Annotated in this window: 19 protein-coding genes; 4 read left to right on the top strand and 15 right to left on the bottom strand. The window is 58.8% G+C overall.

The features are described 5' to 3' along the window. Window positions 1-7 precede the first annotated feature (7 nt). The 9 genes from ccmI to ccmA form a co-directional block, all read right to left on the bottom strand. Entirely contained in the window at window positions 8-1,210 is a 1,203-nt protein-coding gene (gene ccmI, locus K5Y35_RS27225) for a c-type cytochrome biogenesis protein CcmI (RefSeq protein WP_123465811.1), read from the bottom strand. Continuing rightward, window positions 1,207-1,677 carry a cytochrome c-type biogenesis protein gene (locus K5Y35_RS27230; protein ID WP_123465809.1) on the bottom strand — a complete coding sequence of 157 codons (471 nt, stop codon included), beginning with the start codon at window positions 1,675-1,677 and terminating at the stop codon, window positions 1,207-1,209. The genes ccmI and K5Y35_RS27230 overlap by 4 nt, the downstream gene beginning before the upstream one ends. Beyond that, window positions 1,674-2,210 carry a DsbE family thiol:disulfide interchange protein gene (locus tag K5Y35_RS27235; RefSeq protein WP_007961670.1) on the bottom strand — a complete coding sequence of 179 codons (537 nt, stop codon included), beginning with the start codon at window positions 2,208-2,210 and terminating at the stop codon, window positions 1,674-1,676. The genes K5Y35_RS27230 and K5Y35_RS27235 overlap by 4 nt, the downstream gene beginning before the upstream one ends. Next, complete coding sequence (locus K5Y35_RS27240; RefSeq protein WP_222833401.1) at window positions 2,207-4,195, bottom strand: heme lyase CcmF/NrfE family subunit; 1,989 nt, start codon at window positions 4,193-4,195, stop codon at window positions 2,207-2,209. The genes K5Y35_RS27235 and K5Y35_RS27240 overlap by 4 nt, the downstream gene beginning before the upstream one ends. Before the next feature lie 3 nt (window positions 4,196-4,198). Next, entirely contained in the window at window positions 4,199-4,654 is a 456-nt protein-coding gene (ccmE, locus tag K5Y35_RS27245) for a cytochrome c maturation protein CcmE (protein WP_222833402.1), read from the bottom strand. Beyond that, window positions 4,651-4,827 (bottom strand): heme exporter protein CcmD, encoded by a 177-nt coding sequence (gene ccmD / locus K5Y35_RS27250; protein ID WP_123465805.1) that lies wholly within the window; start codon window positions 4,825-4,827, stop codon window positions 4,651-4,653. Before ccmD ends, ccmE begins: the two co-directional genes overlap by 4 nt. Next, window positions 4,824-5,579 (bottom strand): heme ABC transporter permease, encoded by a 756-nt coding sequence (locus K5Y35_RS27255; RefSeq protein ID WP_123465803.1) that lies wholly within the window; start codon window positions 5,577-5,579, stop codon window positions 4,824-4,826. The genes ccmD and K5Y35_RS27255 overlap by 4 nt, the downstream gene beginning before the upstream one ends. Window positions 5,580-5,669: 90 nt before the next feature. Further along, entirely contained in the window at window positions 5,670-6,338 is a 669-nt protein-coding gene (ccmB, locus tag K5Y35_RS27260) for a heme exporter protein CcmB (protein ID WP_034151525.1), read from the bottom strand. After that, window positions 6,335-6,970 (bottom strand): cytochrome c biogenesis heme-transporting ATPase CcmA, encoded by a 636-nt coding sequence (ccmA, locus tag K5Y35_RS27265; protein ID WP_123465801.1) that lies wholly within the window; start codon window positions 6,968-6,970, stop codon window positions 6,335-6,337. Before ccmA ends, ccmB begins: the two co-directional genes overlap by 4 nt. A gap of 197 nt (window positions 6,971-7,167) precedes the next feature. Here ccmA and K5Y35_RS27270 point away from each other — a divergent pair, with 197 nt between their 5' ends. The 4 genes from K5Y35_RS27270 (at window position 7,168) to K5Y35_RS27285 (ending at window position 11,760) form a co-directional block, all read left to right on the top strand. Beyond that, on the top strand, window positions 7,168-8,742 hold the full coding sequence (locus K5Y35_RS27270) for a flagellar hook-length control protein FliK (RefSeq protein WP_222833403.1): 1,575 nt from the start codon (window positions 7,168-7,170) through the stop codon (window positions 8,740-8,742). Continuing rightward, on the top strand, window positions 8,739-9,068 hold the full coding sequence (locus tag K5Y35_RS27275; RefSeq protein WP_222833404.1) for an EscU/YscU/HrcU family type III secretion system export apparatus switch protein: 330 nt from the start codon (window positions 8,739-8,741) through the stop codon (window positions 9,066-9,068). Before K5Y35_RS27270 ends, K5Y35_RS27275 begins: the two co-directional genes overlap by 4 nt. 277 nt (window positions 9,069-9,345) lie before the next feature. Beyond that, window positions 9,346-11,070, top strand: coding sequence for a hypothetical protein (locus K5Y35_RS27280; RefSeq protein ID WP_222833405.1), 1,725 nt, complete (start codon window positions 9,346-9,348; stop codon window positions 11,068-11,070). Between the two features lie 42 nt (window positions 11,071-11,112). Continuing rightward, entirely contained in the window at window positions 11,113-11,760 is a 648-nt protein-coding gene (locus tag K5Y35_RS27285) for a hypothetical protein (RefSeq protein WP_222833406.1), read from the top strand. A gap of 80 nt (window positions 11,761-11,840) precedes the next feature. Here K5Y35_RS27285 and K5Y35_RS27290 read toward each other — a convergent pair whose 3' ends face one another. The 6 genes from K5Y35_RS27290 to motD form a co-directional block, all read right to left on the bottom strand. After that, window positions 11,841-13,484, bottom strand: coding sequence for a hypothetical protein (locus K5Y35_RS27290; protein ID WP_222833407.1), 1,644 nt, complete (start codon window positions 13,482-13,484; stop codon window positions 11,841-11,843). Window positions 13,485-13,702: 218 nt separating this feature from the next. Then, on the bottom strand, window positions 13,703-14,098 hold the full coding sequence (locus tag K5Y35_RS27295; RefSeq protein WP_123465795.1) for a DUF2802 domain-containing protein: 396 nt from the start codon (window positions 14,096-14,098) through the stop codon (window positions 13,703-13,705). After that, window positions 14,099-14,584 carry a chemotaxis protein CheW gene (locus tag K5Y35_RS27300; RefSeq protein WP_007919980.1) on the bottom strand — a complete coding sequence of 162 codons (486 nt, stop codon included), beginning with the start codon at window positions 14,582-14,584 and terminating at the stop codon, window positions 14,099-14,101. Between the two features lie 90 nt (window positions 14,585-14,674). Further along, on the bottom strand, window positions 14,675-15,631 hold the full coding sequence (locus tag K5Y35_RS27305) for a CheW domain-containing protein (protein WP_222833408.1): 957 nt from the start codon (window positions 15,629-15,631) through the stop codon (window positions 14,675-14,677). Between the two features lie 2 nt (window positions 15,632-15,633). After that, the gene (locus tag K5Y35_RS27310) at window positions 15,634-16,422 is read right to left on the bottom strand and encodes a ParA family protein (RefSeq protein WP_008077691.1); all 789 of its coding nucleotides are present in this window, start codon (window positions 16,420-16,422) and stop codon (window positions 15,634-15,636) included. A gap of 43 nt (window positions 16,423-16,465) precedes the next feature. Beyond that, entirely contained in the window at window positions 16,466-17,356 is an 891-nt protein-coding gene (motD, locus tag K5Y35_RS27315; protein WP_064586597.1) for a flagellar motor protein MotD, read from the bottom strand. Window positions 17,357-17,365: the final 9 nt, after the last annotated feature.

Genomic DNA, 17,365 nt, shown 5'->3' on the forward strand with positions numbered 1-17,365 from the left:
TGTCCGGCTATTTGTCCGGGCTGTCGATGATCAGTTTTTGTAGCGCGGTGGTGCTGCTGGCCAGAGGCCCGCTGCGACCGACCCACTCACCAGCCGTTGGCTGGCCGGCGCGGGAGATGCGCGCAACCAGTTGGACTTCAGGGAAGTTCGACAGTTTCAACTGCGGCATCATCGCGTCGGCATCGCCCAGTTCGACAGTCACCGGCAGATCCGCCACGGTCAGGCGTTTGGCCGCCAACGGTGCCGGCGGGCCGGAGGTGGCGCGGGCAAAGATGAACACACTGTCGCCCGGTTGCACTTTGCTTCTGAGTTCGCTGGAAAGATCGACGCTGACTTTCAACAGTGCGGCTTTCGCGGCTACCGGTGCCTGAGCGACTTTGCCGCCGCTGGCTTCCAGACGCTCGGCGGCACGTTTGATCCCGCCTTGCAGCGCGGCGCGGGAGTTGTCGTCCGGCGGCAGTTGCGCCAGCAGACGATTCCAGTAATCGATCGCCTCCTGATAACGCTCGCCCTCGAACGCGGCAATACCGAGCAGGCCAAGGCTGGTGACCTCTTTCGGATCGGCCTTCAGTGCTTCGTCCGTCAGCGCCTGGATCTTCGCCGACCACTTTTTGCCGTCGGCGAAATATTGCGCCTGGGCCCACTGGCCGAGCAGTTCCGGCTGACGCCCGGCGAGGTTGGCGGCGCGCTCGAACATCTTCGCCGCGTCCGCCGGACGCTCCTGAGCCATGTAGGTACGACCGAGGAAATACAGGCCCTCGGCAGAATCCGGTTGCGCCGCGACCGCACGCTCCAGACGCTGGGTCATTTCTTCCATCGACTGCGGCGCCTGGGCGAACTCGCGGGTCAGTTCGACCTTGTCGGCAGCGCCGAAATGCAGGTACAGACCCAGGCCCAGTACCGGCACCAGGACGGCGGCCAGCAGCGGCAACGGTTTGCCCAGTTTCGACACACGTGGCGCGGCAACGCCTTCGGTATCGGCGAGCAGTTCACGGGCAGCCTCGGCGCGCCCGCTGTCCATTTGCCCGGCATCGAGTACGCCTTCGGCCTGCTGCGATTGCAACTCGGCCACGCGTTCCTGATACAACGCGACGTTCAGGGCAGTGCGATCCTCTTCACGCTGGGCGCGACGCTCACGCAGAACCGGGATCAACAGAAAACTCAGGGCGACCAGAAGCAACAGCCCTGCGGCAAGCCAGAAATCAATCATTCTTGGTTTTTATCCAACAGTTGGTCGAGACGCTGACGCTCTTCGGTGGACAGCGATGTCGGGGTCTCGGCGCGCTGGCCGCGACGACGGCGGACAATCACCGCGATCACCACGAAACCGCCAAGCAGCAGCCCGGCCGGGCCGAACCACAGCAGTGCGGTCTTGGCGTTGAGTGCCGGTTTGTAACGGACAAAATCACCGTAGCGGTCGACCATGAAGTCGATGATCTGCTGGTTGTCCTTGCCCTCGCCGAGCATGCGGAAAATCTCTTTGCGCAGGTCGGCGGCAATCGGTGCGTTGGAGTCGGCAATGTCCTGGTTCTGGCACTTGGGGCAGCGCAGCTCCTTGGTCAACTCACGGAAACGCTCGCGATCACCCTCCTTGGCGAACTCATACGTGTCGATCGCGGCGTGAGCCATGCCGGCCAGACTCAGGCCCAGTACCACGGCGGCTAAAAAGCGCTTCATGGCTTGGCCTCATCGACCAGCGCCTGATACTTGGCGGCGAGTTTTTCGCGCCAGACCTGCTCGTCGATCACGCCGACGTACTTGTCGCGGATGATGCCCTTGGCGTCGATGAAGAAGGTTTCCGGGGCGCCGTAGACGCCGAGGTTCAGACCCAGCGAGCCTTCGTCGTCACGGATGTCCAGCACGTACGGGTTGTGGAATTCGGCCAGCCACTTCAATGCATCGGCGTTGGTGTCCTTGTAGTTGATGCCGTAGATCACCACGCCGCGCTCGGCGAGTTTATTCAACACCGGGTGCTCGACCCGGCAGGAAATGCACCAGGTGCCCCAGACGTTGACCAGGGCAGGTTTGCCGAGAATGTCAGCCTTGGTCAGGGTCTTGTCGCCCTGCACGTTCGGCAGGCTGAATTCCGGGAATGGCTTGTTGATCATCGCCGACGGCAACTCCGCCGGATCGAGGTACAGACCGCGATACAGAAACACCGCCACCAGCAGGAAAATCGCCAGTGGCACCAGCATCAACCAACGTCTCATGCAGCCGCTCCCGTCATGCCCAGTGCTTCACGCACCTTGGCTTTCACCTTGACCCGATAACGCCGATCCAGCGCCGCCAGCAATCCGCCCAGACCGGTGAGCAGGCCACCGAACCAGATCCAGCGCACGAACGGCTTGACGTGAACCCGCACCGCCCACGCGCCGTTTTCCAGCGGTTCGCCGAGTGCGACGTAGAGATCGCGTGTGAAACCGGCGTCGATCCCGGCCTCGGTCATCATCGAACTCTGCACCGTGTACAGGCGTTTTTCCGGGTGCAGCACGCTGACTTCCTTACCGTCGCGGATGATCCGGACAGTGCCTCTGTCGGAGGTGAAGTTCGGCCCTTCGAAGTGTTTGGCGCCTTCGAAGATGAAGTGATAACCAGCCAGGTCCATCGACTCGCCCGGCGCCAGACGCAGATCGCGTTCAGCACTGTTCTGGCTCGACAACACCACACCGAGGGCGCATACGGCGATGCCGAGGTGAGCGATCTGCATGCCCCAGTAACTGCGGGTCAGGGCTGGCAGGCCTTTGATCAGGCCTTTATGGCGGGTCTTGTCGAAGATGTCGCGCACGCCGGCCAGCAGCACCCACGCGGCGAGCAGGAAGGTCGCGATCACCGCCCAGTTGAAATCGCCGTAAGCGATACCGGCCACCACGGCCAACGCGACGCTGCCGAGCAACACCGGGGTCAGCATGTTCGCCAGCCATTTCACCGGAGTGTCTTTCCAGCGGACGATCACACCGACGGCCATCACCACCATCAGCAACGCCATCAGCGGGATGAACAACGCATTGAAGTACGGTGGGCCGACCGACAGCTTGGCACCGCTCAGGGCATCGAGAATCAGCGGATACAGGGTGCCAAGCAGGATCATCGACGCCGCTACCACCAACACCAGGTTGTTGCCCAGCAACAGGGTTTCCCGCGACCACAGGTTGAAACCGACCTGACTCTTCACCACCGGGGCGCGCAACGCGAACAGCGTCAGCGAACCACCGACCACGAACAGCAGGAAAATCAGGATGAATACGCCGCGCTCCGGATCGGAAGCGAACGCGTGCACCGAGGTCAGCACGCCCGAGCGGACAAGGAAAGTGCCGAGCAGACTGAGGGAGAACGCGGCAATCGCCAGCAACACCGTCCAGCTCTTGAACACGCCACGTTTTTCCGTGACTGCCAGCGAGTGGATCAGCGCCGTACCGACCAGCCATGGCATGAAGGAAGCGTTTTCCACCGGGTCCCAGAACCACCAGCCGCCCCAGCCGAGTTCGTAGTAAGCCCACCACGAACCAAGGGTGATACCGATGCCGAGGAAGGCCCACGCGACGATGGTCCACGGACGCGACCAACGCGCCCACGCCGCATCAAGACGACCGCCCATCAATGCCGCGATGGCAAAAGCGAACGCCACCGAAAAGCCGACATAACCCATGTACAACATCGGCGGGTGAACGATCAGGCCAATGTCTTGCAACAGTGGATTGAGGTCAGCGCCATTGCTCGGCATTTGCGGCAGGATGCGTTTGAACGGGTTGGACGTGAGGATGAGGAACAGCAGGAAGCCGGTGCTGATCATGCCCATCACCGCCAGAACGCGGGCGAGCATGACTTGCGGCAACTGCCGCGAGAACACCGACACGGCAAAGGTCCAGCCGCCGAGGATCAACGCCCACAACAGCAACGAACCTTCGTGGGCGCCCCACACTGCGCTGAATTTGTAATACCACGGTAAAGCGGTATTGGAGTTGTTGGCGACATAGGCGACGGAGAAGTCATCGGTCATGAACGCGTAGGTCAGAATGCCAAACGCAAACAGCAAAAACGCAAACTGGCCCCACGCCGCCGGCTGGGCCAGGCTCATCCAGAAACGGTCGCCACGCCAGGCACCGACCAATGGCACCACGGCCTGCACCAGCGCAAAACACAGCGCCAGAATCATCGCCAGATGGCCGAGCTCGGGAATAAACAGTGCGGACGTCATCGATCAACCCTCCTTCGCAGGGGTCGGCGCGGATAGACCACTGTCTTTCAACGCTTTGGTCACTTCCGGCGGCATGTACTTCTCGTCGTGCTTGGCCAGCACTTCATCGGCCACTACTACACCGTCGGCATTGAGCTTGCCGAGGGCGACGATGCCCTGCCCTTCGCGGAACAGGTCCGGGAGGATCCCGCGGTAGGTGATGGTCACGGCTTTGTTGAAGTCGGTGACGACGAATTTGACGTCCAGCGAGTCCGGCGAACGTTGCAGCGAGCCCTTCTCGACCATGCCGCCGGCGCGGATGCGCGTGTCATGCGGCGCTTCGCCGTTGGCGATCTGGGTCGGCGTGTAAAACAGGTTGATGTTTTCCTGCAGGGCGCTCAGGGCCAGGCCGACGGCAGCGCCGACCCCGACCAGGATCGCCAGAATGATGATCAGACGTTTTTTGCGCAGCGGATTCACTTGCCGTTCTCCCGGCGCAGACGACGCGCCTCTTGTTGCAGATACCGCTTGCGGGCCAGGACCGGCGCCGCCACGTTGAAGGCCAGCACCACCAGACAGATGCCATAGGCCGACCAGACATACAGGCCATGATGGCCCATGGCGAGGAAGTCGCCGAATGAAGCAAAACTCATCGCGCGGCCTCCAGACTGTTCTGCACTTCTTCTTTCACCCAACTGGCGCGGGCTTCGCGCTTGAGCACTTCAAGGCGCATGCGCAGCAACAGCACGGCGCCGAAGAAACAGTAGAAACCCAGCACGGTCAGCAACAGCGGCAGCCACATCTCTGCCGGCATTGCCGGTTTTTCGGTGAGGGTGAAGGTCGCGCCCTGATGCAGGGTGTTCCACCACTCCACCGAGTATTTGATGATCGGGATATTGATCACGCCGACGATGGCCAACACCGCGCAGGCCTTGGCGGCGCTGTCGCGGTTGCTGATGGCATTGCCCAGCGCGATCACCCCGAAGTACAAGAACAGCAGAATCAGCATCGAAGTCAGGCGCGCGTCCCACACCCACCACGACCCCCACGTCGGTTTGCCCCAGATTGCCCCGGTGACCAGCGCCACGGCGGTCATCCACGCGCCGATCGGCGCGGCGCATTGCAGGGCGACGTCGGCCAGTTTCATCTTCCACACCAGCCCCACCACACCGCACACCGCCAGCATCACGTAGATCGACTGCGCGAGCATCGCCGCAGGCACGTGGATGTAGATGATGCGAAAGCTGTTGCCCTGCTGATAGTCCGGCGGCGCGAAGGCCAGGCCCCAGACGACGCCGACGCCGATCAGCAGCAACGCTGCAATGCTCAACCAAGGCAGGAACTTGCTGCTGATGCCGTAGAACCACTTGGGCGAGCCGAGCTTGTGAAACCAGGTCCAGTTCATACTGTTTCCATCACGGGTGCCGCTCATCGGTGTGAGCTGGCAAGGGTCATTCTTTAAAAAAAGTGGTCAATTTTTGACCAGACCTCATTATTATTCGCCGACGCTGATCTTCAGGCCAGCAGCTATTGCAAAGGGTGTCAGGGTGATCGCCAGGGCGGTCAGGCTACCCAGCCAGAGCAGATACCCGGTCGCCGGCATGCCTTGCAGCGCGGCCTGCAAGGCGCCACTGCCAAGGATCAACACCGGGATGTACAGCGGCAGAATCAACAGCGCCAGCAACAGGCCGCCGCGTTTCAAACCGACCGTCAGCGCTGCGCCCACCGCGCCGAGCAGGCTCAGCACCGGTGTACCCAGCAGCAACGACAACAGCAACACCGGCAGGCAGGCGACCGGCAAACCGAGCATCAACGCCAGCAACGGCGAGAGCAGAACCAGTGCCAACCCCGAAAAAAGCCAGTGTGCCAGCACCTTGGCCAGTACCAGAAGAGGCAGCGGGTGCGACGAAAGGACCCACTGTTCAAGGGACCCGTCTTCGAAATCACTGCGGAACAGCCCGTCCAGCGAGAGCAGCACCGATAACAGCGCGGCCACCCAGACTAACCCGGGGGACAGGTTTTGCAACACTTGAGTTTCCGGGCCGACGGCCAGCGGGAACAGCGCGATGACGATGGCGAAGAAAATCAGCGGATTGGCCAGCTCCGCCGGACGGCGAAACAGCAGGCGCGATTCACGGGCAACCAGCAGGCCGAACACACTCATACTGCCCAGTTCCCCAGATCGAGATCACGATAGCCGGCCGGCATCCGGCTCAGCGTGTGGTGCGTGGTCAGGACCACAAGGCCGCCGCGTTCGCAGTGCCCGGCCAGATGTTCTTCGAGCTGCGCCACGCCCTGTTTGTCCAGGGCGGTGAACGGCTCATCGAGAATCCACAGTGGCGGGCTGTCCAGATACAGCCGCGCCAACGCCACGCGACGTTGCTGACCGGCGGACAACGTGTGGCAGGGAACATCTTCGAAACCGCGCAATCCTACGGCTGCCAGCGCTTGCCAGATCGCGTCGCGCTCGGCGGGATGATGCAGGGCACAGAGCCACGAGAGGTTTTCTTCCGGGGTGAGCAAATCCTTGATCCCGGCGGCATGGCCGATCCACAGCAGGTTGCGCGCCAGTTCGCCGCGTTGTTCGGTCAGCGGCTGGCCATTGAGCAGGACCTGACCGTCGGTCGGCTGCATCAGCCCGGCGAGCAAACGCAACAGACTGGTTTTACCGCTGCCGTTGGGCCCGCTGATCTGCACCATATCGCCACTGGCCAGTCTCAATTCGAGATTTTCGAAGAGCAGCCTGAGATCGCGTTCACACGCGAGGGCAACGGTTTGCAGGACAGGACTGGTCAAGGGATCACGGGCCTTATACGGTTCAAGTCGGCTCTGGCGCGGCCGTTAAAGAGGTGCAGCATAGATGCATTGACGGCTCGATCTAGAGAGCTGGGTCAAACAATTGCTATGTTTTTTGAACGAAGCGCAAGACGGGCGGCATTATACATGCCGTGCCTTACTCTCAAGAGTGCATTTTCCTCAGGTTGTGTCCGCGTATGACAGGCGAAATGAACATCCTCCCGCTCCCGCCCGCCACCCCGGCGACCGTTCGCCCGCAGGTCGGTGAGCTGCTCAAGCTGCTGACCCCGGTCGAAGGCCTGATCGGCGCCGGGCAAAGCGCCAAGGCCGAGGTGTTGTCGCTCAAGCAAGCGGACCAGACCTTTCAGTTGCTGCTCAAGGTGACGCTGGACAGCGGCCGTCAGACCACCGTGCAAGCGACCAGCAATCTGCCGCTGCCCCAAGGCACCAGTCTGGCGATCACTCAGCCCTCGGCGGGCAATCTGGCGATTACTGTGCAACAAGCCATTGCCAGCAGCGTCGCCGCCCTCACCCGCATCGACACCGCGCAATTGCCGATCGGCACGCTGCTGCAAGGCAAAGTGCTGACCTCGCAGGCGCTGCCGCAAACGCCGGGGCAAGTGGCGGTGTTTCGCTCCTTGGTCAGTTTGCTCAACACCGCACAGAGCGGCAGCACCCTGACCATCGACAGCCCGCAGCCACTGCGCATCGGCACTTTGCTGTCGGCATTGGTCGAAGACTCACACACCCTGAAATTCCTGCCGATGAGCAGCCGCCAGGAACAACTGGCCGTGAGTCAGCAACTGCTCGGCCAGCAAAGCCGTCAGGCCTCCCTGACGGGGTTGCTGAACGCCTTGCAAAATCTGCCGAGCGATACCGATCAAACATCACAGGATCTGCGCGCAGTGGTCGACAAACTGCTCGCCAGCCTCCCCGATGTACAACAACTGAGTACCGCCAAAGGCGTGGCACTGGCCTTGGCCAACAGCGGCGTGTTCCTCGAAGGCAAACTGCTGACCGGGCAGAACCCGACGCTGGCACCGGACATGAAAGCCGACCTGCTCAAGCTGATCGCACAACTGACCCCGGGCCTGCCGGGCAACAGCAGTTTCAACGCGATCATCGCCGCCAACACCCTGGCGCAAGCGCTGCCGAGTTTCGTTCGCAACGCCCTCGGCATGCTTGGCCAGGTCAGCGCGAAACCGGTGCCAAGCAGCTTCCCGCTGCCCGAGCGTTTGCTGCAAAGCCTGGAAGGCGAAGGCGATCTGGAACAGTTGTTGCGCCTCGCCGCTGCCGCCGTTTCGCGCCTGCAAAGCCATCAGTTGTCGAGCCTGGAGCAGACCGGCGTTACCGACGACGGGCGCCTGCTCAGCACCTGGCAACTGGAAATTCCCATGCGCAACCTGCAGGACATCGTGCCGTTGCAGGTCAAGTTTCAGCGTGAAGAAGCGCCGGAAAGAGAACCGCAACCGAACGAACGTCGCGATGAGCGCGAACCCAGGCAACAACTGTGGCGCGTTGATCTGGCGTTCGACATGGAACCGCTCGGGCCAATGCAGATTCAGGCGCAATTGATCAGCGGCAGCCTGTCGAGCCAGCTCTGGGTCGAGCGGCCGTACACCGCCGACCTGATCGAAAACAACTTGTTCGCCCTGCGTCAGCGTCTGCTCGATTGCGGGCTGAATGTCGGCGACCTCGACTGCCACCTCGGCGCCCCGCCGCAAGGCAACCAAACCCGTCTCGAACACCGCTGGGTCGACGAAACCGCATGAACGATTCCACCGCACCACGCCAGGCCATCGCCCTCAAATACGACGGCAACCACGCCCCGACCCTCACCGCCAAGGGCGACGAAGAGCTGGCCGAAGAAATCCTGCGCATTGCTCGCGACTACGAAGTGCCAATCTACGAGAACGCCGAGCTGGTGCGCTTGTTGGCACGAATGGAATTGGGCGACAGCATTCCCGAAGAGCTCTACCGGACAATTGCCGAGATCATCGCGTTTGCGTGGAATCTGAAGGGGAAATTCCCCGAGGGACAGGACCCGGATGCGCCGATGGTCGAGAAGGATGTTACCGAGCGTGGGGATGATTATTAAGCCCTGAAAGCAAAAGATCGCAGCCTTCGGCAGCGCCTGCAGGGGAAACGCTAATCCTGATGTAGGAGCTGCCGAAGGCTGCGATCTTTTGATTTTGCTTGCCGCTTGAATCTTCTAGCGACGCGATCGCCCCGGCTCTGACTCGAAGCCCTACCCAGTTATACCGTTCATCGCAACTGTCAGATCTGACAGTTGCGCGAAAAGTCGCGGTTGTCGCCTGATGAAGTGACAGCTCCGATGGAATAGTTCTCGGCGCTGCACTGACAGGAGCGCTCCGATGACTTTGCCCCCCGAGACCAATGAGAACTCCACGGACAGCAATACGCTGGCCCTAGGAGCACCATATATTCCCGCATTGATTTCACCGATTGGTGGTAATGAGGGTTACCACGGCGGCATTGGCGCCGCCCCCCTTAATGCCGATCTGCTCGTCAGCGTTGATCCGTGGCTCGATAACGCAATAGGCCAAAGGTGCCAGCTCTTCTGGGGCGACGACGTAACTCCCGTACTGACGGAAATCCTCGACACCTCCGAAAAACTTACAGCCCCCATTTTTTTCCATGTACCGGCGGGCCAGATCCTGGATGGAAGGGCGTTTCCGGTTTTTTATCGTGTTATCCGTTCCAGCAACAACAAAGCCGACTCGTTCAAGCTCAACATTCTGATCAAGCGAACACTTCCGGGTGGTGTGCTCGATAAACCCGAACCACAAGGTCATCCCCGCCTGTTGTATAGCTTCATTCCCGATATCGGGAAGGGTGTCGATGCCGCAATGGCAAAAAACGGCATTGTCATGCTTATCGAACCTTATCCGAACATCACGCCATTCGACCGCATAATCGCGCGATGGGGCAATGAAGAACAGGTGATGTTTTATCCCGTCACTCCTGAGCAAATAAGTGACCCGAAAAACCATCCGATTTTAATCTTGTTCGATGAGAAGCTGATCAAGCGTGCGGGGGATGGTAAGCACTCAATTACCTTCCAGGTGATTGATCGCTGTGGCAACCGTCCACATGCCTTTGCTCCTTGGGCCATTCCCACTGAAGTCAGCGTAAACGTGAATCGCATACCTGCACCCACGGTTACAGGCGAACAAGGAGGTGTACTGGATCCTGCTTACCTTTCCAGCATTCAGGTTGTTGCCTCAGGTGCCGGTCTATTGGCCGACGACAGCGTCCGCGTTAATTGGCAGGGGCGAATAGAGCGCGAGACTACGCCCAAGACCTATTCAGGAAACGGAACACTAGAGTTCCCTATACCGTTGGCTTGGGCCAACGAAAGCGACCAAAGCGCGGTCAATGTCACCTTGCGCGTGGCTCGTGGAAGTGCATCGCCCGAGTCCGAGGCTAAATCCTTCACAGTCAAAACCACAATCATCTTGAAGCCCGCCAAAGTCCTGGAAGCCTATGGCGCGCAAGGTGATCGCCTGAAAATGTCCGACATCTACACTGCCAGGCACATAACAGTTCAGATTGAACAATATGTAGGAATGGCGATTGGGCAGACCATTCGTGTCCGTTACGCGTCCGCGCGGAATGTCTACGACAGTGCAATCACACCGGTGACGGCCGTTGGCGCAATGAACCTGAACGTTCCACGCATGGAAGTTGTGGATTCCATAGGCAGTACCGTTCCCGTCAGTTTCACGGTACGTACCTACCCGAACGGCCCATTGCACCGATCCGATCCGCTAAGCCTGGCGGTAGACGCCCAGGAATTCGTGCTACCCCCTCCAAGGCTTACCCCCGACCAAACCACAGTGACGGTGCGATATCCAGCAATGGCCAACGGATATCAGGCTCGCGTCCGTTTCGGCGGAATCATCACCCGCCGGACGCAATGGCAGGATATGAAAACAGGGGTCACTGCAGAGTTTTCAATCCCCGCGGACTGGGTATCAGAAAACAAAGGAAAAACCGTATTGATCAACTACAGCGTCAATCGGCCCGGTGACGATGAGCAAAGCCAATTTTCTCAAGTATTAAGAGTCGAGCTCTAACTTGCACAAACAACCTGGCTGTCTTTTCAGAAGGAGTTAAAAATGAGTACTCAATTGAACGCATTAAACCTTATAGCCCCCAAAGTCCTGGAGGCTTATGGCGCCGAGGGTAAGCGCCTGAACTTTAACGACGTCTATCACAGCACACATGTCAATGTGCAGGTACCACACTTCGTCGGCATGCTCGACGGACAAGCCGTGACGGTGCGCTGGACAAATGGTCGCTATAAGTACGACACCGATACATTGATCGTTGGCACCCCCGGGCCTCTCAACTTCAGAATCCCTCGGCTTGAAGTGATCGATTCCATTGGCAGCCTTGTCACGGTCAACTACGGCGTCCGCATGAGCCCTGGCGCGCCGCTGATCATTTCCAAATCGCTCTCATTGAATGTAGATCAACAAATGTTTGACCTCAGTGAACCGCGACTATCGGGGGACAGAAAAAATGTGACAGTCAAGTTTTTGAACATGACTTCGCCTTATTCCATCAGAGTCAGATGGCACGGCGTGGTCGTGCGGGATACTGAAAGCCAGCCGATTCAAAACAGTTCGTCGATGGCTTTTAGCATTCCAGCAGGCTGGATAACAGAGAACGCAGGAAAAGTCGTATTGATAAACTACAGTGTTCATCGCTCCGGCTCGAATGACAACCTGATGTTTTCTCGCGTGTTGCGCGTCATTCTTTGAATACTTGCGCAAAAAAGGCATAAGGTGCAAACGAACCACACCTTATGCCTTTGTTTTTTTTCTGAGTCGATTCATCACCCTCAACGACCTTTCAACGCCGTGGCCTGATCTCCTTCGTGAAAACTGAAAACCGTCGCAGTCCCAGGTGCGAGATCGACCCTGATAACAGGCAACACATCACCGGTCATGTTGAAATAGTCCTGCTGGATGTACTTGGCCCCGGTCACGCCAGCACCGCCACTCTGATGCTGAAGATAGAAAAACGCGTAAAGTGGCAATTGCTTTGGAATATCCTGTGGCCACAGTGAAAGAATCACTTCGTTGTGGTGCACACGCTCACTCTCAGTTTCAAGACTGCCTCTCACCGTAAGACTTAACGCAAATTGCGCAACACTTGAAATAAAACCGCACTGATGCTTATTTTTTTCTGACCAGTAACTCGATCCAGGGACTGACCGATAATGAGTAATCCATTTGGCGACCGTGTCTACCCCTTCTTCAGGGCAGGAGCGGCTATTTGCAGGGTAAGTGTTATAGGCACCACAACCGCCCGTCCCTGCACGACTCCAACTACCCGCATCGGTTGGAAATGAACAAAGCAGATTTATTGGATACGTACCCAAGCGCTCCGCAGTTGCAAAGTCTTTAAAAATAAAACCGTGAAGGTCACCCCACGCCAGTGTTGTGATGCCTAAATCCTTACGCAGGTAAGAAAAAGGAACCCCTTTCTTGTTGATTGCCGTAGGGCTTGGATTCCAGGAATGGTAAGACGGCTTGGCCCCAGTTGTACGCACTATTACACCACTGCAATAGTACGCCGACTTTCCGTTGCAGTTGTTTGAAACACTGTTATATCTACTGTTCAGTCTTTCAGCGACCAGCTGGCCAAACCTTTGATCTTTGGCATCGAAACTGAATATTTGCTTGTTGGCTGCGGCCATATTGATTTTTACAACAGGCACATACAAAGAAGTCTCAAGATAATATTCACGTTGAAATTTTTGCGCGTCTGCCAATTTGGCGGGCGCCGAAGCCTCGTAAAACACTGCCTCGACTGGAAGTTTCTCAGGCTTGCTTTCATCCCAGACTTTAACCAGAACTTCCGTTGGCTTGGCCGTCCACGCTGCATCTACGAGTTTGTGTGCCTCCAGACTGGCCTTGAATTGCGTAGCGACAACCGTACTTAACGAACATTGGTTCTTTGGCAAAGAATCATGTTCCTTGAAATTCTTCAACCATGCCGCAGCCGTAGTGGGAGAACCCCCTAACTTTGCACAATTGGCAAGATCAGGATCCGCTTGTGCCACTTTCGGTGCAAATCCACAACCGTGGTCTGCCCGTTCATTGAGTGATTCGGTCGGAAAAGGGAAAATACAACGCAGACTCACGGCCTTACCCACCGCCAATGCTGAAGTCTGGTCCTTCAAGATAAAGCCGCTTTTTCTGTTCCCATTAAGTGCAGTACTACCGACATCCGAGCGGATATAAGTGAATGCAACGGATCCAAGTTTTGTGGCCTGTGAACCATAATCCCAAAACTTGAAAGCTGTGCTGTAGTCTACCGCCCGCAAAAGAACACCAGAACAATAATAGGCAGGAGTTCCATTTGAACACTGCGCAACATTGTTTTGATATTTTGCATTCAAGTCTGCCACTAACGCCGGACCAGACATGGCATTAACAGCAGCGGAAAAAACTAAAGTCAAGAACAGTAAGAGTTTCATAGTCACACCCTGATGAAGTTGATTTCATCTTGAGTATGTTGAGCATCGAAGATTGTCATCTACTGTCAGATCTGACAGTCCCGACAGGCGGTACTTTATGCACAAATGAAAAGATCGCAGCCTTCGACCGCTCCTACATCAGGATTAGCGTTTCCCCTGTAGGCGCTGCCGAACGCTGCGATCTTTTGATTTTGCTTGCCGCTATAAGCTTGAAGCTCTTAGCTGCCCTTATGTAATTTGCGCATCAACTCCGCCTCAGCCTGGGTCAACCCGCAGGACTGAGTCAGTTCATCGACGCTCGCGCCCATGCCCACCAGTTTCGCCGCTTGGGCGAATGACAGGCTCGATGGATCGCGCTGCTCAAGCGCAACGATTTTGTCCGGCAAAGGACCGACCACCGAGCGCAACTCATGCAGGGCGTCGCCCATGCGCACGTTGCCGTTCTGGTAATCGTCGACACGTTTGGCCAGTTCCTTGATGCGCTGATCACGCAGCGCATCGCCCTGGGCCTGTTGCGCAGCGATCACCCGCTGCGCCTTGATGTACGCCAGAAACATCGCCAGCGTGCCTGCCCAGAAGAGGAACAGGACAATGACTGCAACCTCAAGAATCAATCAGATGTTCTCCAGATCCGACCATTCTTCTTCGCTCATCATCTTGTCGAGTTCGACGAGGATGAGGAGTTCGTTGTTCTTGTTGCACACGCCCTGGATGAACTTGGCCGACTCTTCGTTACCGACGTTCGGTGCGGTCTCGATTTCCGACTGACGCAGGTAAACCACTTCAGCAACGCTGTCGACCATGATGCCGACGACTTGCTTGTCGGCTTCGATGATGACGATACGGGTGTTGTCGCTGATCTCGCCGCTGTTCAGGCCGAAGCGCTGACGGGTGTCGATCACGGTGACCACGTTACCGCGCAGGTTGATGATGCCCAGCACGTAGCTCGGCGCGCCCGGCACCGGAGCGATCTCGGTGTAGCGCAACACTTCCTGAACGCGCATCACGTTGATGCCGTAGGTTTCGTTGTCCAGTTTGAAGGTCACCCATTGCAGGATCGGATCTTCAGAACCTTTTGCATTCGTCGCCTGACTACTCATACCCTGACCCCTCGAAAAAACCGCTCTGGGCGGTGTGTGTTCTGTGTGGCGGCATTCAACAATGCCGTCGCCTGATTGTTATGTCGGCTGCTACGTCGGTTTATGTAGCGGCTTGTGGCCGCCGAGGTGCTTTGCCCCACCGCTGGCGATCAACTCGGCCAGTGCGGAAACGTCAAGCAATGCACACATGTGCTCAATCACGGTGCCGGCGAGCCAAGGCCGCTGACCCCGGTGACTTCTCCATTTGATTTCATTCGGGTCCAGACGCAACGAGCGGCTGACCTGATGCACCGCCAGCCCCCACTCGTAACCTTGTACCGAAATCACGTACTGCAGGCCCTGACGGAAGTCATCGCGATAGCGATCCGGCATGACCCAGCGTGCGGTGTCCAACACTTTCAGGTTGCCGGCCTGGCTCGGCAGAATCCCGAGGAACCATTCCGGCTGGCCGAACAGTGGCGTCAGCTCGTGGCCGGCCAGCGAATAAATCGAGCCGAGGCACACCAGCGGCACGGCCAGGGTCAACCCGGCAACGTCGAACAGCAGGCATTCGAACGCTTCCGAAGCCCAGGCCGGGCGGCCATCGGTTTCCACCGGTGGCGGCGTATTGCTCGGCGGCAGATGCACTTCTACCAGCGGCGGGACCAGGGTCTGCTCGACCGGCGTACGCGCAACTGGAGCCGGAGCCGGCTCGACCACCGCCGGTTCCGGCGTGGTTTTCAGCAATTGGGTTTGCAGCAGGGGCGCGAGCGTCGAAACCGCTGCGCGCACCGGCTCAGCCTCTTCAAGCAACGTGACGGGGGCCTTGGCCACCGGGGCGGCGGCAGGCACAGCAAGCGGTGCGGCAGGCTTGGCCGCTTTCAGGGCATCACGCGCCTGTTCTTCCAGTACCGCGGCCTGGAACTCGTCCAGTGCCTCGGTGCTTTCGATCACCTCGACCGGCGCCTCAACTGGCAGCAACTCGTCAGGAATCTCCTGCAGCAAGCCATCCAGATAGGATTGCAACGCCAGTTGCGGACGCGACGTCAATTTGATCGGCCGATTCATGCTCAAGCCACCTGCGGAACAAGTTGTTGCGCCAACAGATGCTTGAGCAGCGCGCGGTAAGCCAGCACGCCACGGCTCTTGCCGTCGAATTGCGAAGGCGTGACACCGGCCCGGCTGGCGTCGCGCAGACGGGTATCGACCGGGATATACCCCTGCCAGATCTCGTCGGGGAATTTGTCGCGCAGCACGCGCAAGGTGTGCATCGAGGCTTGCGTACGACGGTCGAACAGGGTCGGCACGATGCTGAACGGCAGCGCCTGTTTGCGCGAGCGGTTGATCATCGCCAGGGTGTTGACCATGCGCTCCAGACCTTTGACGGCAAGGTGTTCGGTCTGCACCGGGATCACCAGTTGCTGGCTCGCGGCCAAGGCGTTGACCATCAGCACGCCGAGCAACGGCGGGCTGTCGATCACTGCGTAATCAAAGTCCTGCCACAACTGCGCCAGACTCTTGGCGATCACCAGGCCCAGACCACTCTGCCCCGGCGACTGACGCTCAAGGGTCGCGAGCGCGGTGCTCGATGGCAGCAGGGAAATGCGCTCGTCACTGGTCGACAACAGCAACTGCCCCGGCAGGCCTTGCGGCACGCTGCCCTTGTGCAGAAACAGGTCGTAATTGCTGTGTTCCAGGCTGTCGGGGTCGTAGCCGAAATAGCTGGTCATCGAGCCGTGCGGGTCGAGGTCGACCACAACCACGCGCTTGCCCGCCTCCGCCAGCAATCCGGCTAAAGCGATGGAAGATGTGGTTTTACCGACACCACCCTTTTGATTGGCGACTGCCCAGACTCTCATTCGGTTCGTTCCTCCCGGCCGAGATGCTCGACCGAGACATAGCTCAGCGTATTAATGCGGGTGACGGAGAATTGACGGCACTCTCGCGTCCCGGCGTCTTGACCGGGGTCGGTGCAGTTTGTGTGCCAGCGCGCTTCAACGCCGCGTCCGGTTGTGCATTGGCGGTGCCGGTGCCGGTCAGACTGCGGCGCACATCCAGATTGCGCGACACCACCAACACCACGCGCCGGTTCTTTGCGCGACCTTCGGCGGTGGCGTTATTGGCCACCGGCTGGAACTCGCCATACCCCACCGATGCCAGACGCCCGGGGTTCACCCCCTGCATCGCCAGCATGCGCACGATGCTCGCCGAACGCGCCGAGGACAGTTCCCAGTTGGTCGGGTACTGCGCGGTGCGGATCGGCTGATCGTCGGTGAAGCCTTCGACGTGGATCGGGTTGTCGAACGGTTTGAGGATCGCCGCGACCTTGTCGATGATGTTGAACGCGATGTCGCTCGGCATCGCGTCGCCGCTGCCAAACAACAGGCTGGAGTTGAGTTCGATCTCGACCCACAACTCGTTGCCGCGCACGGTCATCTGGTTGGAAGCGATCAGGTCGCCGAATGCGGCGCTGATATCATCGGCGATGCTTTTCAGCGGATCACTGGCCCCGGCGATCCCGGCGTCGACTTGCTCGGCGTCCTTGACCAGCGGCTTGGCCGGGGTCACGGTTTTCGGCCGTTCGTCACCGATCGGGATCGGCTTGAGCGAGCGGTCGGAGTCGGTGAAGACCCCGATCAGCGCCTCGGAAATGACCTTGTATTTGCCTTCGTTGATCGACGAGATCGAGTACATCACCACGAAGAAAGCGAACAGCAGCGTGATGAAATCCGCGTAGGACACGAGCCAGCGCTCGTGGTTAACGTGTTCTTCCTGATGCCTGCGGCGAGCCATAGTCCATTA

The sequence above is a fragment of the Pseudomonas sp. SC3(2021) genome (genome assembly GCF_019856535.1).
Taxonomy (GTDB): Bacteria; Pseudomonadota; Gammaproteobacteria; order Pseudomonadales; family Pseudomonadaceae; genus Aquipseudomonas; species Aquipseudomonas monsensis.